This window comes from Methylobacterium sp. 001424705 (assembly GCF_059816145.1).
The window spans coordinates 17045-41759 of sequence record NZ_JCBANU010000018.1 but is presented as its reverse complement, the minus strand read 5'-3'; the positions used below and the strand labels follow the sequence as shown (position 1 = coordinate 41759).

Here is a 24715-nt window from a genome sequence, read left to right as displayed (position 1 = left end):
CAGGGTGCGCGGGACGCAACCCAAAAAGCAACGGCTCCGATCAGCGCAAGGCCCTCCGTGCACCGCCCGGTCGGACTCGGCCGCGCGCGGACCGACCTGACGCTCGGCCCTGGCGGCGAGCAGGTGGTCGGTCGCCTTTTTCGCGTTGAGGTTCTGCTGGAGCCCGCTGGCACACTCCTCCCGTCCCGGGCGCTTGGCCCGGGACGGGAGGAGTGCCGTAGCGGGCGATCTCGTCGTGCTCCACGGCCTGGGCCGAGGCCACGAGGACAGCGTCCCGCACAGCCTTGTGTCGACGATCTCGCCGTCCTCCGCGCCGGCCTCCTCGATGAGGCCGCTGATCGCCGGACAGGTCACCGCCTTGGGGCTGGGGCCGTGCATCTGGAAGACTTTCGCCAGTCGCTGGATCGGGTCCTCGGTCTGGCGCAGGTGGATCGCGAAGCGCTGCTTCAGTTCCGGATGCGTCCTCTTCGCATTCATCTTGCGCGGCGCTTTCGTGATCCGGTGCTCCGCGTCGTAGATCTCGTGGAGCGTGGGGACGATGAGGTCGTCGCGGGTTTGATGTCGCGGGTGCCCACCCCCAGGGATGCCTCCGCTGGTGTCGTCGTGCAGAATCGAGGAGCCGACGGGAAATTCGGCTCCTCCTGCCGGTCGGCGTACCCCCGAGCCATCAGGGCCAGGGCCCGTGCATCGAGAGGCTAGTCTCGGGGTGCCTTGATGAAACGCGTATGATTCGAAAACACGTCGCTTGTGCTTCGTGCTCGCGAGGCAGAGCTTCGCACCAGCCCGATCTACAACTTAGGGCTGGAAACCGAACAACAGTCTGGGCCTTTTTGTAACAACAGCCACCATTTGTTTTTGCTTCGTTCTTGATGCAGGTTATTTAAGGCCCCGCTTCTCTCTTGCTAATTTGGATGCGGGTTGACCACGAAAGGGCCGCTTGGGCGGCGGATCGCCTTGCACGCTCGGCGGGTCGTCGGACCCTACGCGTCCACACACGTCAGGGAAGCGATACGATGCACGAGAATTCCGCCGGACCGGCCGCATTCTGGGCCTCGGTGGCGAACGACGTCACGTCGCGGGTCGAGCCGGTGCTGGCCCGGGACGGCAAGGCCCGAGAGGGCGTGATCGAGTATCTGCGCGACCTCGAAGCGGTAGCCCTGCGCGACGGCAGCAGCCGCGAAGCCTTGCAGGTGATCGCTTCGGGCCGGCGCCTCCTCGGCGACCGGAGCGATACCCCGCCCGCCGAGATCGCCCGCGCGGTGCGGACAGCCTTGATCTGATCCCGAGCCGGACGCGAAATGCGTCCGGCTCGGGCTGATGCCCTCAACCGGCGATGTCCCTTACCCGGGAGGCGACCCCAGGGCCGCCCGCGTGAACGCATCGGCGCCGATCTCGTCGGTGCCGTTCATCCCGAGGCTCTCGATGAGCCGGCCGCGGGCGCGGCTGACACGGCTCTTCATGGTGCCCACGGCGACCCCGCAGATCTCCGCCGCCTCCTCGTAGGTGAAGCTCTGCGCACCGACGAGGACCAAGGCCTCGCGCTGGCTGAACGGCAACGCGTTCAAGGCCTCCTGGAACTCGCGCATCTCCACCCGGATCTCCTGCTCGGGCAGGCTGGTCAGACGCCCCGCCAGGGCACCGTCGGCGTCCTCCACCTCGCGCTTGCGCTTGCGCTGCTCGGAATAGAACAGGTTGCGCAGGATGGTGAACAGCCACGCCGTCAAGTTGGTGCCCCGGGTGAAACTGTCGGCCTTGGTCCAGGCCCGCACCAGGGTGTCCTGGACGAGGTCGTCGCTGCGGTCGAGATCGTAGGTCAGCGAGAACGCGAAGGCGCGCAGGGCCGGAATCGCACCGAGCAGGAGTTCACGCATCTCGGCATCGGCGCCCTGCGGCGTGCCGACCCGTTGGGGCATCGCGTTGGTCATCAGGATCCTCGCGTGGTGCTGCGGGCGGCCAGATCGGCGAGGAGGGCGTCGAAGCGGTCGGGGAGCGGCTGATTCAGCACCTCGGCATAGAGGAGGCGCAGGTTGCGTCCGATGCGCCGGCGCGCCTCCACCGTCATGCCGGCTTCGCCTTGGCGGGCCCAGGGTGATGGAGGCGGCGCGACGCCGGAAGTTCCGGCGCGCGCGGCCTCGGGCGCGCCCGCTTCGGAGCGGGCGACCGCCATCGTGGCCGTTGTTTCCGCGGCCCCGCGGGACGCCGCCATCGGCGCGACGAGGGAGAGATCGCCTGGATCTGTGCTGCGGTTCGGGTCGCTCGAATCAATGCTCATTGCTGCTCGTCGCTCGACGGCCGGGGCCGGAGAGTCCGGAGCGCCGTCATTTCGGCGGCCGTGCTACGGCTGCGCGATTTAACGACCTCTGAAAAAAGCATTCATCTGATCTTAAGCCGCCGAATGCAGGCGAAAGACCACGAGCATTTAATAGAAACAGTTAGAAACAAATGAGATACATTGCCGAAGCTTCGCCGTTATGGTTCTATAGTCCCACAATCCTGTCGCCAAGCTGAACAATACGGCGACGGAGTTGAGCCTGGGCGTCCAAGCCCACCGTGCCATCCCGGACCGGGCCGGATACCGGCATGGCCCGGGGTTTGCGCCCGTCGCCGAACCCTCGTTCCAGCCCTCCCCCGGAATCGCCCATGAGCCTCGACGTGCCCGACCTCGACCGTGTCGTTCGCGAGATCGCCGACGAGATGCGGGAGCGGCCGGACCGGGGCGAGGTGGCGACCTACATCCCCGAACTGGCGGGTGTCGATGCCAAGGCCTTCGGTCTCGTGGTGATCGATGCCGAGGGACGGATCGCGGCCGGCGGCGACAGCGACGAACCCTTCTCGATCCAGAGCATCTCCAAGGTCTTCACCCTGACCCTCGCCCTCGGCATGGCCGGCGACCGGCTCTGGCGCCGCGTCGGGCGGGAACCCTCGGGCAGCCCCTTCAACTCCATCGTCCAGCTGGAGCGCGAGCGCGGCATCCCGCGCAATCCGTTCATCAATGCCGGGGCGATCGCGGTCACGGACCTGATCCTGTCCGGCCACCAGCCCCGTGAGGCCATTGGCGAGATCCTGCGTTTCATGCAGTTCCTGGCGCAGGATTCCAGCATCGCCATCGACGAGGCGGTGGCCGCCTCCGAGCTGCGGACGGGCTTCCGCAACATGGCGCTAGCCCACTACATGAAGTCCTTCGGGGTGCTCGACAATCCGGTCGACTTCACCCTCGGCGTCTACTTCCACCACTGCGCCCTCAGCATGTCCTGCCGGCAGCTCGCCCAGGCGGGCCGCTTCCTCGCCCATTCGGGGCGCAACCCCCTGACGGGGTTGTCCGTGGTGTCGCCCGAGCGGGCACGGCGCATCAACGCGGTGATGCTCACCTGCGGACATTACGACGGCTCGGGGGAGTTCGCCTATCGGGTGGGTCTTCCGGGGAAGAGCGGCGTCGGCGGCGGCATCCTGGCGATCGCGCCGGGCAAGGCCTCGATCGCCGTCTGGTCGCCCGGCCTCGACGCCTCCGGCAATTCCCATCTCGGACGGATCGCCCTGGAGACGCTCACCCGGCGGCTGGGCTGGTCGATCTTCGGCGCTTGAAGGCGGGAGGACCGGCTCGCTCCGACCGACTTGCCATCCGAACAGGCAAAAAGAAGGGCCCGCCGCGCAGAACGCGGCGGACCCTGCCTAGGTTCGAAGCAAAATCGACGAATTGACGCCTAAAACCTAGGCAGCCGCCTGCTGACTCGTCGCGGTCGGAACCGAGGAGATCGTCTTCAGGATCTGCGAGGCGATCTGGTAGGGGTCCCCCTGGCTGTTGGGACGGCGATCTTCGAGGTAGCCCTTGTATTCGTTGTTCACGAAGCTGTGCGGCACGCGGATCGAGGCGCCCCGGTCGGCGACGCCGTAGCTGAACTGGTCGATCGCCGCCGTCTCGTGCTTGCCCGTCAGGCGCATGTGGTTGTCGGGGCCGTAGACGGCGATGTGGTCGTCGAGGTTCTCCTTGAAGGCCGCCATCAGGGCTTCGAAATACGCCTTGCCGCCCACCGTGCGCATGTGCTCGGTCGAGAAGTTGGCGTGCATGCCCGAGCCGTTCCAGTCCGTCGCGCCGAGCGGCTTGCAATGGTACTCGACGTCGATCTCGTAGGTCTCGCACAGACGCTGCAGCAGGTAGCGGGCGACCCACATCTCGTCGGCGGCCTTCTTGGAGCCCTTGCCGAAGATCTGGAACTCCCACTGGCCCTTGGCCACCTCGGCGTTGATGCCCTCGTGGTTGATGCCGGCATCGAGGCAGAGATCCAGGTGCTGCTCGACGATCTTGCGGGCGATGCTGCCGACTTCCTTGTAGCCGACGCCGCAGTAATACGGACCCTGCGGAGCCGGATAGCCGGAGGCGGGGAAGCCGAGCGGACGGCCATCCTTGTAGAAGAAGTACTCCTGCTCGAAGCCGAACCAAGCGCCGTCGTCGTCGAGGATGGTGGCGCGCTTGTTGGAGGCGTGCGGGGTGACGCCATCCGGCATCATGACTTCGCACATCACCAGCACGCCGTTCTTGCGCGTGGAATCGGGGAAGTGGCGCACGGGCTTCAACATGCAATCGGAGCTGCCGCCTTCGGCCTGCATGGTCGAGCTGCCGTCGAAGCCCCAGAGCGGAAGCTGCTCAAGGGTCGGGAACGCGTCGAATTCCTTGATCTGGGTCTTACCGCGAAGGTTCGGCACCGGAGTGTAGCCGTCGAGCCATATATACTCGAGTTTGTATTTCGTCATTCCGAGCCTCTCGTCCTGAAGCGATGCGACATCCCAGGACACCTGACGGGATTCGCAGCCATTGCTGACTGAGGCGGCCTAAGCAACGTTCGCGCCAACCTGCACAGGTTCGGTGCGCGGCATTTGGGCGGGAGAGGCTTCGCGTGAGACTTCGTTAACGGATCCGGACTAGCGCTGAGAGGATCAGGAGATCGCGATGCGCAGACGGGTAAGCGCCGCGCTTGCCGGCGTTGCCCTGATTGCCTTCGCGGCATCGGGCCTCGGATTACGCACCTCGGGTGCCGGCGAGCCGGAACAGGCGAATGTCAGCACGACGCAGGCCGAGCTGTCGGCGCTGCGCGAGGCTTATCGGCGCGTCGACGAGGCGGTCTACCCGGCCGACAATCCCTACAGCCCGGCCAAGGCCGCACTCGGCCAGCGCCTGTTCTTCGATACGCTCCTGTCGGGCGCGCGCACCATGAGCTGCGCCAGCTGCCACGTCCCGACTCAATCGTGGAGCGACGGCCGCCCGCGCGGCATCGGCGAGACCGGCGCGGCAATGAAAGTGCGCACGCCGACCCTGCTCGACGTGGCCCAGATCCCGATCCTCGGTTGGGACGGCAAATTCCGCGACCTCGAGAACGTTGCCTTCACGCCGATCACCAGCGCCAGCGCGATGAACCTGCCCGAGGCGACCTTGCTCGCACGGCTGAGAGCGGACCCCGGCTACGTCCGCGCCTTCGCGGCGGCGTTCCCCGAACGCGCCGCAGCGGACGGCTCGCCTGAGGCGATCAGTCGGCGGACCGTCGAGCTGGCGCTGGCGACCTTCCAGCGCTCCATCGTCTCCGGCGAGGCGCCGTTCGATCGCTGGGTCGCGGGCGACGTCCGCGCCATCGGCCCGAGTGCGAAGGCCGGGTTCGCGCTCTTCAACGGCAAGGCGCAATGCGCCGGCTGCCATTCGGGCTGGACCTTCACGGACGGATCCTTCCACGACATCGGCGTCGGCGCCGATACGGATGTGGGACGGGCCGCGTTCTTTCCGGATTCGGTTCAGCTCCGCTACGCGTTCAAGACCCCCACCTTGCGCGACGTCACCGAGCGCGGCCCCTACATGCACGACGGTTCGCTGACCTCCCTGCGCGACGTCATCGATCTCTACGATCGCGGCGGGATCGACCGGCCCAGCCGATCGCCCGCGATCAAGCCGCTGGGGCTGACCGACGCCGAGAAGCGCGACCTGATCGCGTTCCTGAAGACCCTGAGCGCCGACGGCACGGCCAGCCTCCCGGTCCCGCCCCGCCTCAACTGAGGGATCGCCCTTCGTCAGGGACGCTGTCGGGTCGCGTCAGCGGAAGAGCGGGAGAGCGGCCCCGAGGAGGCCGAGCCCGCCGAGGAGAAGGCGCCCGGACCAGCGTTCGAGAGCGTCGGCCCGGCTCGGCGCGCGCGTCGCCGCGTAGGACAGGCCGGTCCCCACCATCAGGCTCGACAGGCTCAAGGTCGCGATCATCGGGCTCTTCAGGGTCGAGGGGGGCGATCCCCGGCTTAGCCCCGCGAGGGTTAGCGGACCATGTCCGGGCGCAGGCTTTCCGACAGCATCGTCATCGAAGCGTTACGGGATCCCCATGCATCCGACCGGTCGGACGCGGATCACGGCCGATGCCGGCAAGCAACAGGTTAACCATTTGGAAAGGTCTATTAACAAGTTCCTTCCGCAAACCGGCGAAGGCGCGTAGTTTTCATCGCGCCGGCAGGCCCCCGCGCCGGTGTCGTGAATAGGGCTTCCCACCATGCACCCCGGAAGACGTTGGCTGCCGCGCACCGCAGTCATGATGATGGCGGCTGTCCTCACGGTCGCAGGCTCCGACGCCGCGATGGCACACGTGAAATGGTTCTGCGCCTACGACCTGGTCGGGTCGCCTCGTGACCTCGGCGAGGTCCTGTGCTCGGACTTCGAGAAGCTGGTCGGCCTCTCCGTGCTCGCCCTGATGGTGGGCGGTCTTCTCGAAGGTACGGTGCTGGGGGCAGCACTCACGCGATCCCTCGACCGGACCACGGCCTGGGCACGCGAGAACACCGAGCTCCTGTTCCGTGCGGTTCTGGGCGGCTTCTTCGTCGCGCTCTGGACCCTCGGCGGCGTCATTCTGACGCCCGAGCTGAAGACGACCAGCAGCGCGCTCCCGTGGTTCCAGCTCGCCATCGCGGCCGGCTTCCTGTGGCGGCGGACCATGCCGTTCTCGGCCCTCGGCATCGTGGTCCTGTTCACGACCGCCCTGGTCCAGTACGGCGCCTTCCACCTCGCGGACTACCCGATCTTCCTCGGAGTCGCCGCTTACTGCGCGCTGACCGGCCTCGGCCGCTCCCTACCCGGCGGCCTCCGTCCCCTCGACATCGTGCGCTACACCGCCGCCATCACCCTGATGTGGGCCTCCGTCGAGAAATGGGCCTATCCGCAATGGTCGTTCCCGCTCTTCATCGAGCATCCGGCGATGACGCTCGGGTTCACGGGCGAATACTTCATGAAGGCAGCCGGCGCGGTGGAATTCGCCCTGGCCTTCGCGCTGGTCTGCACCCCGCTGGTCCGCCGGGTCGCCGCGATCCTGCTGGCCGCCACCTTCATCTCGGCGATCTTCGAGTTCGGCAAGGTCGACGCCATCGGCCACGCGCCGATCATCGTCGCGATGGTGGCCCTCGCGGCCGACAACGCCGCATCGCCCTATCGCCTGCGTAACCTTGCCCTCACGCCCGTGGGCTATGGTACGGCGCTGGCGGCCTTTCTCGGCCTCTACTACGGCGCCCACGCCGTGCTGCAGGGGTCGACCCTGCTCTGAGGGTCGCTCGCGCGCCGTGCAGGCGCGACGGGACGCGCCGCGGGCGGCTCCGGCGGGAGCCCCGGCGGCGCTCGATTCGGAGACGGTCGATCGCCCCGGATGTCAGCGGCCGTCAACCCGTACGGTCAACTTCATCTTCGGATGGATCCCGCACAGGACGGCGAAGGTCCCAGCCACGTTGAAGACGACCTGGGTCCGGCTCCCGGGCCTCAGGTCTCCCGAATCGAACGTGAAGTCCGGCGCATCGATGTAGACGTGGTGAAGCAGGTCGCCGTCGTCGTTGACGATTTCCACGTTGGCACCGCGTGGAACCATAAGGGCATTGGGTTGAAAGGCGCGCCCCTTCTGGGACACGTGCAGGCTGGGCGCACCGACGGTGGCCCACGCAAGCCCGCCACTCATCGCACCAAGAAGCCCGAAGGCCAGGCAAGCAATTGTCGAGGGCCGCATCGGTTTTCCGTTCGTTCAACGACGATCAGGATCGAAACGAGCCGCGACCGAACCACGACGAGCAGTCTCGATGCTCAAGAGCCTTTCGACCTCCACAACCATAAAACGCCTGAGTGAAAGTCCGGTTAAGGGGATAAACTGCCGGCCCGATCTCAAGGTCGCCTTAACGTCTTTCGGTCATCCTGCTGCGATGATGGGACGGGACAAGGCTGGATGACATCGCCCGCAGACCCGATGACATCGCGGGCGCGTCCCGGCCGGCGGCTCGCGGAGGCCGTCGCCGCGATGCTCGGCACGATCCGGGGACGGATCGTGATCGCGTTCCTCGTGATGAGCGCCATCACGGGGGCGCTCGGGTTGTCGGCGGCGTCGAGCATCCGCCGCGCCGACGAACTGGTCAGCCAGACCTTCGACCGGTCGCTGATGTCCATCAATTATGCCCGGGCCGCCGCCACCGACTTCGCCGGGATGCGCACGGCCGAGGCGCGGCGCTGGATGGTCACCGATCCGGCGGCCCGCACCCGCCTCGACGAGCGCTTCGCCAGCCTGCAGCGCCTCCTCGCCGAGGACCTCGAGATCGCCGTGGAGCGCGCCCAATCCGAGCGTGCGACCCGCGCGGCGCAGGCGGCCGAGCGCGCGGTGTCCGCGTGGACGGAGGCCCGCGCCAGGATCACCGATTTCGGCCGGAGCGAGGCTGCCTATGCGGAGCTCGACCGCCACGCGGCGGTGGCGGAGGAAAACTTCGACCTGTTCATCAACTATACGGCCGGCGACGGCTTCATCTATCGGCAGCAGGCCCGGGCCATCGTGGCCCGTGAGACCCGGCTCAACCTCCTGGGCACCCTGATCGCCGTGCTGCTTTCCGGGACCGTCGCCTTCTGCCTGGCGCGCCGCATCATGGGGCCGCTCGCCGATGCTTCGCAGGTCGCCACCCGCATCGCGGGCGGCGACCTCAGCGGCACGATGCCGGCCGGAGGGGCCGATGAGGTCGGCACGCTTCTGTCGGCCATGGGCACCATGCGCGACAACATCCGCCGTGCGATGGAGAAGGAGGTCGCACAGCGGATTTCCGCCGAGGACCGCCTCGCCGATGCCCTGGAGACCTCCCGGGAGGGGATCGTGGTCGTCGACGAGGCCGGGCGGATCAGCCTCACCAACAGCCAGGCGGAGGACTACCTCGGCTTCGCCGCCGGGACCCGGCCCGCGGGCCGCACGATCGCCGCCCTCGCGGCGGGTGAGGCCGGTCTGGGCAGCCTCGCCCAGGCGCTCCTTGCCACGATCGACGAGCGCAGCGAGCTGCGCCTCGGCGATGGCCGTTGGCTTCGGATCAGCCGGAGCGCCACGCGCACGGGCGGCTTCATCGCGGTCTGCAGCGACATCACGCTCCTGAAGGAGCAGGAAGCCATCCTCCAGGCCACCAACCTGCGCCTCGACACCGCCCTCGACAACATGTCCCAGGGCCTCTGCCTCTTCGACGCCGACGGCCGCCTCACCGTCGTGAACCGGCGCTACTGCGAGATCTTCAGCCTCGAGCCCGGGCAGCTTCCCCTCGGTCTGCCCTATCGCGACGTCGCGGGGCTCAGCGCCGCGCGCGGGGACTACCCGCAGCCCGAGCCCGATGCCTTCGCCCTGGCCCAGGCCGAGACCGCCAGCGGCGGCGCAGTCGATTCCGACTTCCTCCACCTCGGCGACGGGCGCGTGGTCGCGGTCTCGCACAAGGCGGTGCGCGGGGGCGGCCTCGTGGCGACCTACGAGGACGTCACCGAGCGCCGCGAAGCGGATGCGCGCATCGCCTTCATGGCCCGGCACGACGTGCTCACGGGCCTGCCGAACCGGGCGATGTTCGGCGAGCGGATCGAGGAAGCGGTCGCCCACCTCGGACGCGGCAGCCCGTTCGCGGTGCTCTGCCTCGACCTCGACCGCTTCAAGGAGGTCAACGACACGCTTGGCCACCCCGTGGGCGATGCCTTGCTGCGGGCGGTCGCCGACCGCCTGCGTGCCTGCGTGCGCGAGGTCGACACCGTGGCCCGCCTCGGGGGCGACGAGTTCGCGATCATCCTGTCACAGGCCGAGCAGCCCCGGGACGCCGCCGTGCTCGCCCGGCGGATCGTCGAGGTGGTCAGCGCGCCCTACGACCTCGACGGCCACCGTGCGAGCGTCGGCGTCAGCATCGGCATCTGCTTCGCGCCCGGCGACGGCACCACCTGCGACAAGCTCCTCAAGAATGCCGACGTCGCGCTCTACCGCGCCAAGGCGGATGGGCGCGGGACCTGGCGCTTCTTCGAGGCGGAGATGGATGTCAGCCTCCAGGCCCGCCGGGCCCTCGAACTCGACCTGCGCGAGGCCCTGGCGCGCGAGGAGTTCGAGCTGCACTACCAGCCGATCTACGACTTCCGCGCCCGGCGCATCGGCGGCTTCGAGGCCCTGGTGCGCTGGCGCCACCCCGTGCGCGGCCTCGTTCCGCCGGGCGACTTCATCGCGGTCGCCGAGGAGATCGGTCTCATCGTGCCGCTGGGCGCCTGGTGCCTCACCACCGCCTGCACCGAGGCGATGCGCTGGCCCGATGGACTCAAGGTCGCGGTCAATGTCTCGGCGGTGCAGTTCCGCGACGAAATCATCGTCGAGGCCGTCCGCCAAGCCCTGATCCAGAGCCGCCTGCCACCGGGACGGCTCGAGCTCGAGATCACCGAATCGGTGCTCCTCAAGGACAACCTCGCGACCCTGGCGACCCTCTATGCCCTGCGCCGCCTGGGCGTGCGGATCGCCATGGACGATTTCGGCACCGGCTACTCGTCCTTGAGCTACCTGCGAAGTTTCCCTTTCGACAAGATCAAGATCGACCAGTCCTTCGTCCGCGACATCACCAACAAGACCGATTCCGGCCTCATCGTCCGGGCCGTGATCGGCCTCGGTCTCAGCCTTGGGATGCGCACCACCGCCGAGGGGATCGAGACGGAGGCGCAGTTCGATCGCCTGCGCAGCGAGGGCTGCGACGAGGGCCAGGGCTACTTCTTCGCCAAGCCGAGTCCGGCCTCCGAAGTCCCCAAGGCGATCGAACGCTGGTCGCGCGGGAACAGCGACGCCGCCCGGGCGGTGGCCTGACAGCTGCGCCCTTCTCGGCAAGGCCGCCAGGTCCCGCTCTTGCCGGCCGGGACCTGGCGACGGTCTCGGATCAGTCGACGACCTTGAGGTCGTCCACGGCGACGTCGCCGTTCTGGCTCGTGAAGGTCGGCGAGCGTCCGTTCGACTGCGAGACGCCGCTGATCCGGTGATCGCCGCTGTCATAGGTCGTCCGCTTGCCGTCCCGCTCGATCAGCAGGCGGTGCTTGTCGGGAAAGAACGCGTAGCGCATGTCCTTCTGGCCGCCGCTGGTAGAGGGCTGCCCCAGTTCCTGCGGCCACCACGGGTCGGATCCCTTCATCGGCTCCATGGGCTTCATGGGTTCCATGGGCTTCATCGGCTTCATCGGTTCCATCTCGGGCCGTCTCGCTGTCGTGAGGGGAAGGGACGTCATGTGTCGTGAAGGCACGGCTACGCCCGAGACCCGCGAAGGTTGCGCGCCGGCAGCGGGAAATCGGGTTTGCGCGCCGCGCATGCCGGTCCGCGTCCGACCTATCCCCTCCCCGCCCAAACCCTTCCGGACCTTGGCCGCCATTGAATTCGCCGGGGCGCGACGGCATATCGCGCTCGCTTCATCCTTTCTTCGACATCAGGAGGCGGTCCCTTGAGCGACACCGTGGAACGGCACGAATTCGGTGCCGAGGTCGGGCGTCTGTTGGACCTCGTGGTCCATGCCCTCTATTCCGACCGGGAGATCTTCCTGCGCGAGTTGGTGGCCAACGCCGCCGACGCCATGGACCGGCGCCGCTTCGAGGCGCTGACCGATCAGGCCTCCGCGCTGCCCGCCGACGCCAAGGTCCGCATCGCGCCGGACAAGGCGGCCCGCACCCTGACCATCACCGATGCCGGCATCGGCATGACAAAGTCGGAGCTGGCCCAGAACCTCGGCACCATCGCCCGCTCGGGCACCCGCGCCTTCAGCCAGACCCTCAGCGACGCCAGGCCCGAGGACAAGCCGAGCCTCATCGGCCAGTTCGGCGTCGGCTTCTACTCGGCCTTCATGGTCGCCGACCGGGTCACCGTCACCTCGCGCCGGGCCGGCTCCGAGGAGACCTGGACCTGGGCGTCCGAGGGCCAGGGCAGCTACACCCTGGAGCCCGCCACCCGGGCGGAGCCCGGCACCGACATCGTCCTGCACCTCAAGGAGGATGCCGACGAGTACCTGGAGAGCTACCGGCTCGACCACGTCGTGCGCAAATGGGCCGACCACATCACCGTGCCGATCGCGATCCGCGGCGAGGACGGCAAGGAGGAGAACGCCAACCAGGGCACGGCCCTGTGGCGTAAGGCGAAGTCCGAGGTGACGCCGGAGCAGTACACCGAGTTCTACCGCCATGTCGGCATGAACTTCGACGAGCCCTGGGCGACCCTGCACTGGCGCGCCGAAGGGGCGCTGGAATTCTCCGCGCTGCTGTTCGTGCCCGGCATGAAGCCGTTCCAGGCGGTGGAGGGCGAGCGCGCCAGCAAGGTGCGCCTGCACGTCCGTCGCATGTTCATCACCGACGAGGCGGAGCTCCTCCCCTCCTGGCTGCGCTTCGTGCAGGGCGTGGTCGACACCGAGGACCTGCCCCTCAACGTCTCCCGCGAAATGCTGCAGGCGACCCCGGTGCTCACCAAGATCCGCCGCGCTGTCACCGGCCGCGTCCTCTCCGAGCTCACCACCCGGGCCAAGGACGCCGAGGGCTACCGCCCGTTCTGGGAGAATTTCGGACCCGTCCTCAAGGAGGGCATCTACGAGGATCACGAGCGGCGGCCCGAGATCGCGCCGCTCTTGCGCTTCCACTCCTCCGCCGTCGAGGGTTGGACCTCCCTGCCCGAGTACGTTTCGCGGATGAAGGACGGTCAGGAGGCGATCTACTATCTCGTCGCCGATGATGCCGACGCCCTGAAGCGCTCGCCCCAGCTCGAGGGTTTCCGCGCCCGCGGCATCGAGGTGCTGCTGCTCTCCGACCACGTCGACGCCTTCTGGCCCGAGGCCCTGGCCCGCTTCGACGACAAGCCCCTGCGCTCGGTTACGCAAGGGGCCGTCGACCTCTCGAAGTTCGCGGGCGAAACGCCCGAGGGCGAAGAAGCCCCGGCCTCCGTCGAGGCCCTGGTCGCGGCGCTCAAGGACGCGCTCGGCCCCGACGTCTCCGACGTCCGCGCCACCGACCGCCTCGTCGAGAGCGCCGTGGTGCTCTCCGCCTCCGGCCATGGCCCGGACCTGCAGATGCAGCGGCTCCTGCGCCGGGCCGGCCGGGGCGGCGGCGGTATGCCGGTCCTGGAGATCAATCCGCGCCATCCCCTGATCCGCGCACTCAGCGCCAAGGTCGAGGCGCAAGAGGCGATCACCGACGCGGCCGGGACCCTCCTCGACCTCGCCCGGGTGCAGGACGGCGACACGCCGCGGGATCCCGTCGCCTTCGCGCAGAAGATGGCGGCAGCCCTGGCGGCGGCCTGAGTCCGGCCTCCGCTCGACGAGGCGGGTCCGGCGGGCCGTCTTGGCCGGACCCGCCTGGCCTGATGGGCGATCGGACTTCGGGAGCACGGGTTCCGGAAGGGCTTGGCGCAGGCCGTGTCCGACGCTAAGGGCCGCTCCGGAGACACGAAGGCCGCCGCACTCGTGCAGGGCAGAGCGACAGCCCCGACACGTGCCGATCCGACCGTCGGAGACTTCTGCGGTCTGGACCGGAACGGCCCACCGGCCCGATGGACGGCCCCTGGCGTGCCGGGGCCGTGGGGCGTCGGACGGCGACGGCGCGGACGCGCGGCAGATTGGCCACGGACGCCGGAGGCGGCAGGCGCTAGAAACGCCGCCGATGGATCTCCGCCCCTATCAGCGCGCCAGCCTCGACGCCCTCTATGCCTCCTGGGCACGACAGGAGGGCCCGGGCCTCATCGTCCTGCCGACCGGTGCCGGCAAGTCGCTGGTGATCGCCGCCCTGGTGCGAGAGATGCTCGATCGCGATCCCCGCCATCGCATCGTCGTCGTCACCCACAGCCGCGAACTCATCGCCCAGAACCACCGCGAACTCCTGGCGCTCTGGCCGGAGGCACCGGCGGGTATCTATTCCGCCGGCCTCGGTCGCCGCGAGGCCGGCGCACAGGTGCTGTTCTGCGGCATCCAGTCGATCTGGAACCGGACCCGCGACCTCGACGCGTTCGACCTCGTGGTCGTAGACGAAGCCCATCTCATCCCCCGCGACGCCGAGACCCGCTACGGCCGCTTCCTGGCCGCCCTGCGCGCCGAGCGCCGCGACCTGCGCGTCGTCGGCCTGACGGCCACGCCCTACCGCCTCGACAGCGGGCGCCTCGACGCGGGCCCCGGCCGGTTGTTCGAAGCCATCGTCTACGAGGCCAATGTCGGCGACCTGATCCACCAGGGCTACCTCGCGCCGCTCATCTCCAAGGCCACCGCCACGACCCTCGACGTCACGGGGGTGCCGCGGCGCGGGGGCGACTACATCCCGAGCGCCCTCGAGGCCGCCGTCAACCAGGATTGGATCACCCGCGCGGCGGTGGAGGAGATGGTCGGCTACGGGCAGGGCCGCCGGGCCTGGCTCGCCTTCTGCGCCGGCGTCGCCCACGCCACGGCGGTGCGCGACGCGATCCGGGCCGAGGGCCACAGCTGCGAGACCCTCTCGGGCGAGACGCCCAGGCGGGCGCGGGACCGCATCGTCCGGGCGTTCCGCGAGGGCCGGATCCGCTGCCTGACCTCGGTCGGCGTCCTCGCCACCGGCTTCAACGTGCCCCAGGTCGACCTCGTCGCCCTGCTGCGCCCGACCCAGAGCACCGGGCTCTACGTGCAGCAGGTCGGTCGTGCCCTGCGCCGGGCCCCGGACAAGGCGGACGCCCTCATCCTCGACTATGCCGGCCTCGTCCGCATGCACGGTCCGGTCGACATCGTCACCGCGCGCAGCGCCGCCGCGATCCGGGGACGCGAGGGCGAGATCCGGGCGAAGCCCTGCCCCGGCTGCGGCGCGCTGATCGCGCTCAACGCCAGCACCTGTGAAGCCTGCTGGGTCGAGCCCGAGGCGGAGCGGGACGACCCGGGCCACGAGGCCTCCGCCGACGACGCCCATCCGATCCTCTCCCGGCCGATGCCCGTCCGCGCAGGATCGGCTTGGCAGGGCGTCGCCGGCTGGACCTTCGCCACCCGCGCCCGTTCCGGTTCGGCGGAAGACCTCGCGATCACGTTTCACCTCCGCGATGGCCGGCACCACCGGATCGTGGTCGGCCTCGCGCAGGTCGGTTACCCGCGCGAGAAGGCGGTCCAGTGGTGGCGCCAGCTCGGCGGCGGCCGCGACGTCCCGATGACGGCCATCGAAGCCATGGCGGCGCAGGACCGTCTCACCCGCCCGGAGGCCATCGACATCCGCGCGCAGGGGCGCCTGACGGAGACCATCCGCTACCGTTTCCCGGACGGCCGCATCTTCGCCGATACCCGCCGCCTCGACGATCGCGCCGCCTGACATCCGCCGATCCGGCACCGTCCCCCCCACTCGGGCTTGCGCCGGGCCAACGGCACTGGTAGCGCAAGAACGCACGCCGGTTTAGCTCAGCTGGTAGAGCAACCGCCTTGTAAGCGGTAGGTCGCGAGTTCAAGTCCCGCAACCGGCACCATACGTTCTCGCTCCGCGCGGGCCTCGATCATGAAATTTTCGGACTGACAGACATCGGCTTCCGAGAGCCGTGGTGACCTTGGGGTTACAAAGCGGCGCTCGGCGCGATCCGCACCGACCGGCTTTCAAGCTCCGGTTCTGCAAGAGCGTTTCGTGGCAGCGTCGCGCGCATCCCGGTCGTTCAACTGGTCTTTTCGGGGGATCAAAGCCGGACAGTCACATGGACTCGACCGGCTGGCTTTGGGCCGGGTCGGCTGAGAGTGCCAGGCACCATCGGTTTGATGGCGACGTCCCCCTTGCGGGCGAACTGCCGACACCAGCGTCACGCACCGGCCAAACCAACCTCGAAGCACCCGGCCACTCTGTGCTCGGACCAAACATCAGGAACCCCTCGGAGCCCGACCACCCGAATACGTTTTGGCCCCAGGGGTTCCTGACGGGTATTGGGGCCGTCTCCATCGAGTAAAGCGGCGGCGAGAGAGCGTGGACGCCGTTCAGATTGGGCCTGCTACGAGGGACGTGCAGCCTATCTGAACGGGTAGGTCCGCAGGGAGATACCCAATGCTCAAGACGCTCACGCTCGGTGCTGGCCTGATGGCTGCCAGTTTGTTTCTGGCAGCGACACCGTCCTCGGCAGCACCGCTCGGTGTCGCGGCGATGACTGAGCCTGCGGCCGCGGTAGAGACCGTCCAGTACGGCTACGGAGGCTATGGCGGCCGCGGATACGGTCGCCGCGGTTATGGTGATGGATACGGTCGCCATGGCTACGGCGGTGGTCGCCATTTCGGACATCGCTTCGGTGGTCGAGAGTTCGGCTTCGGTCGAGGACGCGGTCACGGCTACGGTCACGATCGGGGTTACGGCCGGCGCAGCTATTACTAAACAGTCCCGGCGCCCCTTGTGATCGAGGGGCGCCGCTCTTTGCACGGCCGGCATGCGTAGCCCAGACTGCGCGGTCTTCGCTGTCTACGGCCCGCACCGACATGGCCTCGTGTCGGACAAGGCCTTCCCGGGCCTGGGCCTGCGCGGCGTCCCCATCTCCCGGCTCCGTCCGTGAGCCGGGTTCGTTCTCGCCGTCCTGATATGCGATGCGGTCTGTCACGGGGCGTCAACGCGCCCGCTCGTGATGGATTGGACTTCTAAAGAAATCATCTGGGCCGGCTGCACGTCCGCGAGCTCGCGGATCAATGGAAGCCGGCGTCTAAACGCTTGCACTTCGTTCAGGCGCGTCGACGTTCATAATCGGCACGCACCTCGAGTCGGGAATCCGTGCTATCTTCGCGTTCAGCTCCGCATTTGCCGCCAAGCTGATCAAAGGCTTGTTATGCGTCTGGAGCGAAACGATAGCGGCGACTGGATGCTGGATCCGAACCAGCTGCATTCCCGGCTTATAATCAATCCCCGTTTGATGCGCCAGAAGATGCGGCTCGGGCAAGTGACCAGCCGCATCGAGAAAGGCATCGAGGAGCACGTCGGCACTTGGCGGGTCACGCTTCGCGTCGCAGCCTCGGTGTGGGAGGGCATCTTCGATGATGCCGGGATGCTGATGAGCGAACGAATGGTTTAAGGCTCTTCGATCGCCATGCTCTTCAGGTTTGAGCACGACATCTGCAGCCGCTTCCTAGAAAGACCCTCTCAAGGTGGGCTCGGCTCACCATCCCTCAAAGTGGAGACGCGGCGCAACCCGTCTCCTTAGAAGCTTAACGTCGACCCCGAATCGGGAGCGTACGGCGCCTACGCGAGAAAACACGCTCCGATATAGCGTAAGCCCACGCAATGCCTGCGAGCATCACGGGCATACAGCCGAGCAGAGCCTCGTTTGGGTGCGGTCCTGGCGACCCGCATGCTGCCTCACGTCCCTGCGCATAGGAAACCATGATACATGATGGGCGTGCCCTGCGAGGGCATCGAACGTCTCCGCACGATGACGGAGCAGGAGATCATCAATGGCCGACGAGAACCGCTCCGAACAGGATCAGTTCTTCGCGCTGGAGGCGGCCGAGCAGGTCGAGTTCGACGGCGAAGGCCCGTTCATGTTCCCCCTCTGCGAAGCCAAGGCCGGCATCTTGATGGGCGAGGACGTCGGAATCCTCATCCTGAAGACAGTCGATGGAGATCGTTTCGGCATACCTCTGGGACACGAGGCGCTGTCGACCCTCTACCAGGTCATCGGTGAGGCACTGCGCGGCTTGAAGCCAGACTCAGAGGTCATGCAGTGACCGGCCCCCACTCTGAATAGACCGACTGGGGAAGCGCGCTCAGCCATCGGCGCCTCTCAAATTCAGCTGCGGAGATGGTTATGAGCGAGCAGAAGCCGTTTCGACCCTCGGTGGCGAAAGAGGCGCGATCGGACGCCTCCGAGGGCGACGTACTCCTCCCTTTGATGATGCCGAAGCCGGACCTGATGATGGGAGAGCGCATGGCAATCGTCATCCTCACCACCGTAGAGGATCAGAGGGTGGGCATCCCGATGGGCCACCAGGGCGTGTCCGACCTGTATGAAATTCTCGGCGAAGCGCTGCGTATGCTGCAGGCGCCTGAGGGTGGATCGGTGCAGTGATCGCACATCCTCTGCGCCCCTATCCCGATCTCGCGGAGCTCGAGCTCCATCAGGGCCGTCGGGCTTGAGCCATGCGCACTTTCCACGCTCCGATCTTGGTTCGTGGAGTCGGCATGTTACGATCAACCAGACAGCATCACGAACCCGCAAGCAAAGGCGATAAAATCGAGCCTAAAGCGGACTTTCATCAACCGCTGGAACGGATAGCCAACCCGAAGGCATCCAGGACCAGGGTTATTGACCAAGCGCTTTCAACGGACTTGTTCCAAACGGACTTGCGGCTGGAGAGGGCGTCACAAAGAAATCCAGCCGGAATAGGATCAGCTCCGTTCCGTCGGTAACTTCCATCCGCCATTCCCGACCAAGGCTTTTGAGTCTTGCGCCTTCCTCCAGAAGGACGCCCGCATACCGGATAGCCTCTCGTCGTGCGAACATAGCGTCCGGCAACTCGACACCCTTTTTGTCGAGAAGGACGATGCCGTCATAGACGTTGAAGTGATAGCGAGGCATGCGCCTCCCCCAGCTGTCGCAAGGCGGGAGCGCGCGTCTCTCTCCGTCGCCGACGCTCGGATATCGTGGCCGGCAATGGGATAGCGTACCAGGCGGAGCACTAGCGCACACACGACGGCTCGCGCAGGCGTAGGTGCGGACACCATGTCCGCGAAAGATTTTGAAGGGTACCCCGTGAAACTCACGCTCTACATCGCCGGAGCGCTGCACATCGCGTTCGGCATCTTCTTCCTGCTCGCCTCTTCGGGAGCACCGGCATCTGAAGGGGGCGCCTACCTCGGCCCAGCCCTGGGAGGGACGATCGGCGGATTTGTGATGCTCGCGCTTGGTCGAGCAATCCAGCTCTTGAAGCGGATCGAGCGGAACGGCAGGCCGCTGCCTTAAGTGCTACGGAAGCGGATCGCCCGTCATACCTCGGTGGGGTCGAGACCAGACGATGCATCCCCACAGGCGATGGCCGCGGGAGAGGGCATCGGTGCCCGCTCTTCGCGTCCGTGATGCACACCGGCATCAAGGAAATATTCCCGCAATCGCGTTTCGGAATAGCGAAGCCCTCATTCGTCACCCGGGATCAAATCATGTCTCAGCGCAGGCTTTGATCTTGAAAAACCATGCGCAGACTGATCGGGCACGAGCTGGAATACGTGATATGAGTGTGCGCCGGCCCAGTTCGATGATGCCGTGGCCGACATCGCACGCGTCACTGATGGCATCGACACGCCGGAAAGCCGGGACCGGGATTAGGTCTGTGAATCTCGGCATGACGCGTCGGACCTGACGCAGCAACTTGAGGGGCGGCACCGGCCATGATCGAGTTCTTTGACCAGGCCGGGCGAGAGGCCGTCTTCTGCCACGATGGACACTCGCTCTATCTCTGGAGCGGCAAGGCTGTGGCCTTCATCCATGATGACAAAGTTTATGCCTATGACGGGCGCTTCATCGGATGGGCTGACCGAGGCTGGATATCGGATGAACAGGGAGCGTGTCTCCTGTTCGAGCGGGACGCCATCGGTGGCCCACAAAAACCAAGCCGTCAGACAAAGACGACGCCCGGGCCAAGAGGCCCGAAGCCGCCGCGCGGCGAACGGCTTCCCACGCCATCGGGCCGGGCCAATCTCAAGGGTTGGTCAGATCGTGTATTCTCGGACCTGATCTGAGGGTCGGAAACGATAGACCCCTTTGGGGCTTCGAAGACGGGCACCATCGGAGGGATGCCACAGCCAACGGACTTCCCTGATCCGCGCCCGGATCAACGACCATCCTGCCGAAACGCAAGCCTCTGATATCCTGGCAGCAAGCGCGAGGCGTGCCGACGGAGCGGGCCGGACGGGTGCCCGTCACCGCCGCCCCGTACGCGTTCTGGGGGGCATCAGCCTCGGTCGTGAGCCCTGGGGCCGTGAGGGGCGAGAAGCTTGCGGAAAGTCCGGCGAGGGGGTTGGAATCGGTGGACGCCGCGCGGGTCGCTCGCCTTACCGCGATCGCTCCCATGGTTCGTTCGCGCTCCCGGGTTCCGCCATTGCGGAACCGGGGCCGTGCCGCCCGGCTCACCGCACGATGCTGCGCCAGGCGCGCGGCGACCGGCACGGATGCGCGCCGTCCGCTCCGGCGCCGGGCTCACCGGGTCTTCGTCATAGGGTCCTTGCCACTCGGTCCTCGACGATCGTCACCCGGCCATGCGGTCGGCCCGCCCCGGCCGTTCGCCCGCCGTCGGGTCAGGCCGCCGCGCGTTGCGGCGCGAGGGCGCTGCGGCTCTTGCCCAGGGCCTTGGCGGCATAGAGCGCCTCGTCGGCCGCGCAGAGCAGGCCCGCCAGGTCGGTGCCGTGCTCAGGCGCCAGCGCGATCCCGATGCTGACCCCGACCTGCACCGTCCGCGCGCGATCCAGGGGGAAGGGAACGGAGATCTGCGCCACGATCCGGTCGCTGAACGCGATCAGCGCGGCGGGCGCCGGGACATCGGTGAGGACGACGAACTCGTCGCCGCCGATGCGCGCGACCATATCCTGCGGTCGCGCGCTGGACCGCAGGCGCTCCGCGACGGCCTGGAGCAGCTGATCGCCCGCGGCGTGGCCATGCGTATCGTTAATGGCCTTGAAGCCATCGAGGTCGAGATACAGCAGGGCCGTGAGACCATCGCGCCGCGCTGCGATCGCGTCCGCCAGCCCGGCCCGGTTCAGAAGGCCGGTCAGGCTGTCGTGCCGGGCCCGGAACGCATGGTCGCGCTCGGCCTGCATGGTGGCCACCAGCATCCGGTTCAGGCGAAACCCGGCCGCGCTCATGCTGGCAAGGTAGAACGGGATCTGCAGGAACGTGATGAGGAGGAGCGGCTCCCCGGTGAAGGGCGCGGCGAGGCAGCAGGAGCCGAGCGTCAGAACGATCATCGCCCCGGCGAGCCGCGGCGCGCCGAAGTTGCGGAACGAGATGCCCCCGACCATCGCCGCCGCGGAGAGGCAGGCCAGGGTCGCCACGACCCAGTCCCCGCTGGTCAGGCTGATGAAGGTCCCGTAGCCGACGCTGGCGGCCCAGGCGAGGCCGAGCAGGATATAGAGGTCGGTCGGCGTCTTGCGGCGCGCAGCGGCGGCCCGCTGCGCGATGACGAGCACCAAGAGGCGGGTGAGGCAGATGCCGCACTCCAGCACACACCAGAGCAGGAACGGCCTCTGCGGAATCCGCGAGGCCACGAGCGCCGAGACCGCCAGAGTGTTCAGGACGCCCCCGGCGAAGATCGGCAGCGTCCCGAACAGGCTCGCGACCAGGGCCTTGCGGATCTCGTCGGGGACCTCGTGGCCTGCATCGGTCAGCCACCGTGTCACGCGCCAGCGGGGCAGGCTGAACAGCCGTGGATCGTTCTGCATCGCTCTACCTGGACCGGGCGGAAGACGCCCCTGGGCGCGTAAGGATCCCGATAGGTCCCGAACGCGCCGCATCCTGATCGATCACCCGCCTTGGGTTAACATTCACACAACCGGACGCCTGGGGGTTCAGCCCCTGGGCGGTTGCACCCCATCCGCCGGCGGCCGGCCGAGGCGGGCTGCGGGGCGGTCCGGCGCCTACGCCGCGCGGGCGCCGCCCTCCGGGTAGGCGACCGTCTGGCGACGGGAGGGCCGGCCGATCAGGTAGCCCTGGACCGCGTCGCAGCCGATCGCCCGGAGGAGATCGAGTTGCTCGCGGCTCTCCACGCCCTCCGCCAGGGTCGGGATGTTCATGTCGCGGCCCATCTGCGTCACCGCTTTGATGACCGCCAGGGATTGCCGGTCGTCCAGCGCCGCGGCGACGAAGCTGCGATCGATCTTGATCCGGTCGAGGGGAAGATCGCGCAGGTGGGCAAGGGAGGAGTAGCCCGTCCCGAAATCGTCCATCGCGATCTTGACGCCGACCCGCCGCAGAGCGTCCAGGGTATGGGCGATCTGCCGCCCGTCCTCGACAAGCGCCGTCTCCGTGAGTTCGAGTTCGAGCCGGCTCGCAGGCAGGCCGCTCGCGGCCAGGGCTTCGGCGACATGCGTCAGCAGGAGGGGCGAACGGAGCTGGACCGCGGACACGTTGACGGCCAGATGCTGCGCGTCCGGCCAGTTCGCAGCCTCCCGGCAGGCCTGTTCCAGCACCCATTGTCCGATCGGAACGATCAGCCCGGTCTCCTCGGCGAGGGGGATGAACTCATCCGGCGAGACCAGTCCGCGATGCGGATGGTTCCAGCGGATCAGGGCTTCACAGGAGACGATCCGGTCGGTCGTGAGCGACAGGATCGGCTGATAGACGAGATAGAACTGCCGCAGGGCGAGCGCCCCGCGCAGATCGTTCTCGAGATGGCCGCGGGCGGCGATCGCCTCGATCATGCCGGGCTGGTAGCCGACCGCCACCCCGCGGCCCCGGCGCTTGGCTTCGTACAGGGCGATATCGGCCCGCTGCATCAGGTCGCTGGGACTGGTGCTGTCGTCGAGGCCGCACACGCCGATGCTGCAGCCGACGACCACGGTCATGCTCGCGAGGATGTAGGGCTTCTCGATCTCCGCCACGATCCGGTCTGCCAGGGCCTTGGCCGAGGCCGTATCGCCCGCCGTGAGGATCGCGAGTTCGTCGCCGCCGTGCCGGGCGATGAAGTCCGCCTCGCCGATGAGCGCGCGCAGCCGGCCCGCCACCGCGACGAGCAACTGGTCACCGACCGCATGGCCGAAGGTGTCGTTGACGAATTTGAACCGATCGAGATCGAGCAGGAGCAGGGTGGATCGAGCCCCCGTCTGATGCACGGCGAGCATCCGCTCGTTGAGCGCGCGCCGGTTGCACAGACCCGTCAGGGGGTCGTGATAGGCCAGTTGCGAGATCTCCGCCTGGGCGCGCCGGTCCCGGGTCACGTCGTCGTAGGTCAGGACGGCGCCGTCGGCGACGGGCTGGCAGGCGATCGACAGGATCCGGCCGTCGTCGAAGAGGTGCTCGATCCGGGTCTCCTCGTCCTTGCCCATCCAGAGCCAATGGTTGCCCGCCACACGGGCGGTGCGCTCGGCATCCCATCCGTTGGAATCACCCGTGGCCTTGAGAAAGTCCTCGAGGTGCATCCCGACCCGGACGGCGTCCGGAGCCAGATCGAGCATGCCGAGGAGGCGCTGATTGTAGAGTTCGATGGATCCCTGGGACGAGATCTTCAGGATGCCGTTGGACATGTTCTGGAGCGCCGTCGCCAGGACGTTCAGGTGGGCCTGTTCCTGGGCCTCGAAGCGCCGGGTCGCCGCCAGGGCGACGAAGGCACCCGTGATGAGGATCGCCGCACCGGCGGCGGTCAGGATGCTCAGCGCCACCTGGACGTTCGGGCCGAGCGTCGCGGTGGGTTGCCCCTCCAGCACCGTCCCGGCCAGGGAGGTGAAGTGTGTTCCACACACCGCCAGGACGATGAGCGCGCAGGCGATCGCATCGAAGGGCCGGCGCTCGGGGAGGAGGCGCGCCCCCGCCATCACCCCCGCCCCCAGCAGGTAGGCCAGGGCGTTGGCCGTGTCCGACTGGCTTTGGGTGCAGCCTTCGAGGGCGGACATGCCGGTGATGTGCATCGCGCCGATGCCGAGCCCCGCCACGGCACCCAGGAGGCCCCGGGCCGGGCGACCCTTCGGCAGAGCCGAGAGCGCGAAGGGCACGCCCACCGCCACCACGGCGATCAGGGCGGACGCGATCGTGGTCCCGGAATGGAAGCCCAGGATGACGTCGGTCCGATATCCGAGCATGCCCAGGAAGTGCGTGGTCCAGACTCCGAGCCCGGCGGCGAGGGCCGTGCCCACCAGCCATCGTCCGCGTCGGGTTGCCGGCGCGGCCTCGGCCTTCCGGAGCAGGTGCACCGTCAGCCAGGCACTCAAGGTGCAGATCGTCGCTGCAGCCAGGACGGAGATGACGGCCTGGCTTTCCAGAAGCGTTGCGAGGGTGAGCATCATGGGATGCATTTAGCACGGGAGACCTTATGTCTTTGTCAAAAGCTTCAGTGAACGCCGCGTTACTCTTGCTTGATGTTATCATGGTCGTCCGCGGCTTTTATCGCGGATTGAAGGCGGCAGACTCAGACACGACTTTGTGATTGGGATGCTATAGCCTAGTTGTAGAGGACCCCGCCCTTCCCGTTCCTCGATCATCGTCGAGCTCCTGGTTGCCGTGAAGGCCGGCCCGACCGGCGCGCCTCGGGTCTGGAGGGACTGCCGGTTCTCCCGTGCATCCCGCCCTGGCATCTGCTAGAACGAAGGAAGAACATCTGTTGGGGCGGCCACCGGCCCGGCATCGATCCGTGCACGGGCGCTCGGCCCCTCTCCCACGCCGGGTGAAAGGGCCGGAGGGCGCGGACGCTCGGCGCGTTCCGTTTGCCCGGCGAACCCGGCAGGGCGCGGACCGCCCACTCGATCACCGGGGGCGATGGGGTGGCCGGCACGAGGCGGGATCCACACGGGCCGGTC

22 protein-coding genes, 1 tRNA gene and 1 pseudogene are annotated in these 24715 nt (G+C 67.7%); 14 read left to right on the top strand and 10 right to left on the bottom strand.

The annotated features are described in order from the left end of the window. Positions 1–369: 369 nt before the first annotated feature. Positions 370–498, bottom strand: a pseudogene (locus tag AC6EUL_RS14520) (DUF892 family protein); the annotation flags it as partial. Positions 499–1013: 515 nt separating this feature from the next. Here AC6EUL_RS14520 and AC6EUL_RS14515 point away from each other — a divergent pair. Beyond that, a complete protein-coding gene (locus AC6EUL_RS14515) occupies positions 1014–1280 on the top strand; it encodes a hypothetical protein (protein WP_056216044.1) in 267 nt (88 codons plus the stop codon). Positions 1281–1340: 60 nt separating this feature from the next. Here AC6EUL_RS14515 and AC6EUL_RS14510 read toward each other — a convergent pair whose 3' ends face one another. Beyond that, entirely contained in the window at positions 1341–1925 is a 585-nt protein-coding gene (locus tag AC6EUL_RS14510) for a sigma-70 family RNA polymerase sigma factor (protein ID WP_056216046.1), read from the bottom strand. After that, positions 1925–2272: a NepR family anti-sigma factor gene (locus tag AC6EUL_RS14505; RefSeq protein WP_056216049.1), complete on the bottom strand. Its 348-nt coding sequence runs from the start codon at positions 2270–2272 to the stop codon at positions 1925–1927. The genes AC6EUL_RS14510 and AC6EUL_RS14505 overlap by 1 nt, the downstream gene beginning before the upstream one ends. A 368-nt stretch (positions 2273–2640) precedes the next feature. Here AC6EUL_RS14505 and AC6EUL_RS14500 point away from each other — a divergent pair, with 368 nt between their 5' ends. Next, a complete protein-coding gene (locus tag AC6EUL_RS14500) occupies positions 2641–3582 on the top strand; it encodes a glutaminase (RefSeq protein ID WP_499870870.1) in 942 nt (313 codons plus the stop codon). A 126-nt stretch (positions 3583–3708) separates the two neighbouring features. On the opposite strand, the gene AC6EUL_RS14495 is transcribed toward AC6EUL_RS14500, so the two are convergent. Next, the gene (locus tag AC6EUL_RS14495; RefSeq protein WP_056216051.1) at positions 3709–4749 is read right to left on the bottom strand and encodes a glutamine synthetase beta-grasp domain-containing protein; all 1041 of its coding nucleotides are present in this window, start codon (positions 4747–4749) and stop codon (positions 3709–3711) included. Between the two features lie 196 nt (positions 4750–4945). On the opposite strand from AC6EUL_RS14495, the gene AC6EUL_RS14490 reads away from it, so the two are divergent. Continuing rightward, a complete protein-coding gene (locus AC6EUL_RS14490) occupies positions 4946–6037 on the top strand; it encodes a cytochrome-c peroxidase (RefSeq protein ID WP_499870867.1) in 1092 nt (363 codons plus the stop codon). A 36-nt stretch (positions 6038–6073) separates the two neighbouring features. Here AC6EUL_RS14490 and AC6EUL_RS14485 read toward each other — a convergent pair whose 3' ends face one another. Next, on the bottom strand, positions 6074–6235 hold the full coding sequence (locus AC6EUL_RS14485; RefSeq protein ID WP_200927249.1) for a hypothetical protein: 162 nt from the start codon (positions 6233–6235) through the stop codon (positions 6074–6076). A 319-nt stretch (positions 6236–6554) separates the two neighbouring features. On the opposite strand from AC6EUL_RS14485, the gene AC6EUL_RS14480 reads away from it, so the two are divergent. After that, on the top strand, positions 6555–7556 hold the full coding sequence (locus AC6EUL_RS14480; protein WP_499870865.1) for a hypothetical protein: 1002 nt from the start codon (positions 6555–6557) through the stop codon (positions 7554–7556). A gap of 102 nt (positions 7557–7658) precedes the next feature. Here AC6EUL_RS14480 and AC6EUL_RS14475 read toward each other — a convergent pair whose 3' ends face one another. Then, positions 7659–8006 carry a cupredoxin domain-containing protein gene (locus AC6EUL_RS14475; RefSeq protein WP_082503982.1) on the bottom strand — a complete coding sequence of 116 codons (348 nt, stop codon included), beginning with the start codon at positions 8004–8006 and terminating at the stop codon, positions 7659–7661. Between the two features lie 213 nt (positions 8007–8219). On the opposite strand from AC6EUL_RS14475, the gene AC6EUL_RS14470 reads away from it, so the two are divergent. Continuing rightward, the gene (locus AC6EUL_RS14470) at positions 8220–11108 is read left to right on the top strand and encodes an EAL domain-containing protein (RefSeq protein WP_499870862.1); all 2889 of its coding nucleotides are present in this window, start codon (positions 8220–8222) and stop codon (positions 11106–11108) included. 70 nt (positions 11109–11178) lie between these two features. Here AC6EUL_RS14470 and AC6EUL_RS14465 read toward each other — a convergent pair whose 3' ends face one another. Beyond that, entirely contained in the window at positions 11179–11481 is a 303-nt protein-coding gene (locus AC6EUL_RS14465; protein WP_499870860.1) for a hypothetical protein, read from the bottom strand. 249 nt (positions 11482–11730) lie between these two features. Between AC6EUL_RS14465 and htpG the strand changes: the two genes are divergently transcribed. The 7 genes from htpG to AC6EUL_RS14430 all read left to right on the top strand — a co-directional run bounded on the left by htpG (position 11731) and on the right by AC6EUL_RS14430 (position 18287). Beyond that, entirely contained in the window at positions 11731–13566 is a 1836-nt protein-coding gene (gene htpG, locus AC6EUL_RS14460) for a molecular chaperone HtpG (RefSeq protein ID WP_499870858.1), read from the top strand. 358 nt (positions 13567–13924) lie between these two features. Then, positions 13925–15577 (top strand): DEAD/DEAH box helicase, encoded by a 1653-nt coding sequence (locus AC6EUL_RS14455; protein ID WP_499870857.1) that lies wholly within the window; start codon positions 13925–13927, stop codon positions 15575–15577. Positions 15578–15652: 75 nt separating this feature from the next. Further along, positions 15653–15728: transfer RNA gene (locus tag AC6EUL_RS14450), tRNA-Thr, on the top strand. 560 nt (positions 15729–16288) lie between these two features. Next, positions 16289–16609, top strand: coding sequence for a hypothetical protein (locus AC6EUL_RS14445; RefSeq protein WP_082504427.1), 321 nt, complete (start codon positions 16289–16291; stop codon positions 16607–16609). A gap of 442 nt (positions 16610–17051) precedes the next feature. After that, positions 17052–17294, top strand: coding sequence for a DUF6522 family protein (locus AC6EUL_RS14440; RefSeq protein WP_499870854.1), 243 nt, complete (start codon positions 17052–17054; stop codon positions 17292–17294). 379 nt (positions 17295–17673) lie between these two features. Beyond that, positions 17674–17946, top strand: a complete 273-nt coding sequence (locus tag AC6EUL_RS14435; protein WP_056352230.1) for a hypothetical protein — start codon at positions 17674–17676, stop codon at positions 17944–17946. Between the two features lie 80 nt (positions 17947–18026). Continuing rightward, a complete protein-coding gene (locus AC6EUL_RS14430; RefSeq protein ID WP_499870852.1) occupies positions 18027–18287 on the top strand; it encodes a hypothetical protein in 261 nt (86 codons plus the stop codon). A gap of 234 nt (positions 18288–18521) precedes the next feature. Here AC6EUL_RS14430 and AC6EUL_RS14425 read toward each other — a convergent pair whose 3' ends face one another. Continuing rightward, a complete protein-coding gene (locus AC6EUL_RS14425; protein ID WP_499870850.1) occupies positions 18522–18797 on the bottom strand; it encodes a DUF6894 family protein in 276 nt (91 codons plus the stop codon). A gap of 144 nt (positions 18798–18941) precedes the next feature. Here AC6EUL_RS14425 and AC6EUL_RS14420 point away from each other — a divergent pair, with 144 nt between their 5' ends. Together AC6EUL_RS14420 and AC6EUL_RS14415 are read left to right on the top strand one after the other, a co-directional pair. Then, positions 18942–19181: a hypothetical protein gene (locus AC6EUL_RS14420; RefSeq protein WP_056352224.1), complete on the top strand. Its 240-nt coding sequence runs from the start codon at positions 18942–18944 to the stop codon at positions 19179–19181. Between the two features lie 422 nt (positions 19182–19603). Continuing rightward, positions 19604–19954: a 4-fold beta flower protein gene (locus tag AC6EUL_RS14415; protein WP_082487522.1), complete on the top strand. Its 351-nt coding sequence runs from the start codon at positions 19604–19606 to the stop codon at positions 19952–19954. Between the two features lie 555 nt (positions 19955–20509). On the opposite strand, the gene AC6EUL_RS14410 is transcribed toward AC6EUL_RS14415, so the two are convergent. Both AC6EUL_RS14410 and AC6EUL_RS14405 read right to left on the bottom strand, forming a co-directional pair. Further along, positions 20510–21649 (bottom strand): diguanylate cyclase domain-containing protein, encoded by a 1140-nt coding sequence (locus AC6EUL_RS14410; protein WP_499870847.1) that lies wholly within the window; start codon positions 21647–21649, stop codon positions 20510–20512. 195 nt (positions 21650–21844) lie between these two features. After that, a complete protein-coding gene (locus AC6EUL_RS14405; protein WP_499870845.1) occupies positions 21845–24205 on the bottom strand; it encodes a bifunctional diguanylate cyclase/phosphodiesterase in 2361 nt (786 codons plus the stop codon). Between the last annotated feature and the right edge of the window lie 510 nt (positions 24206–24715).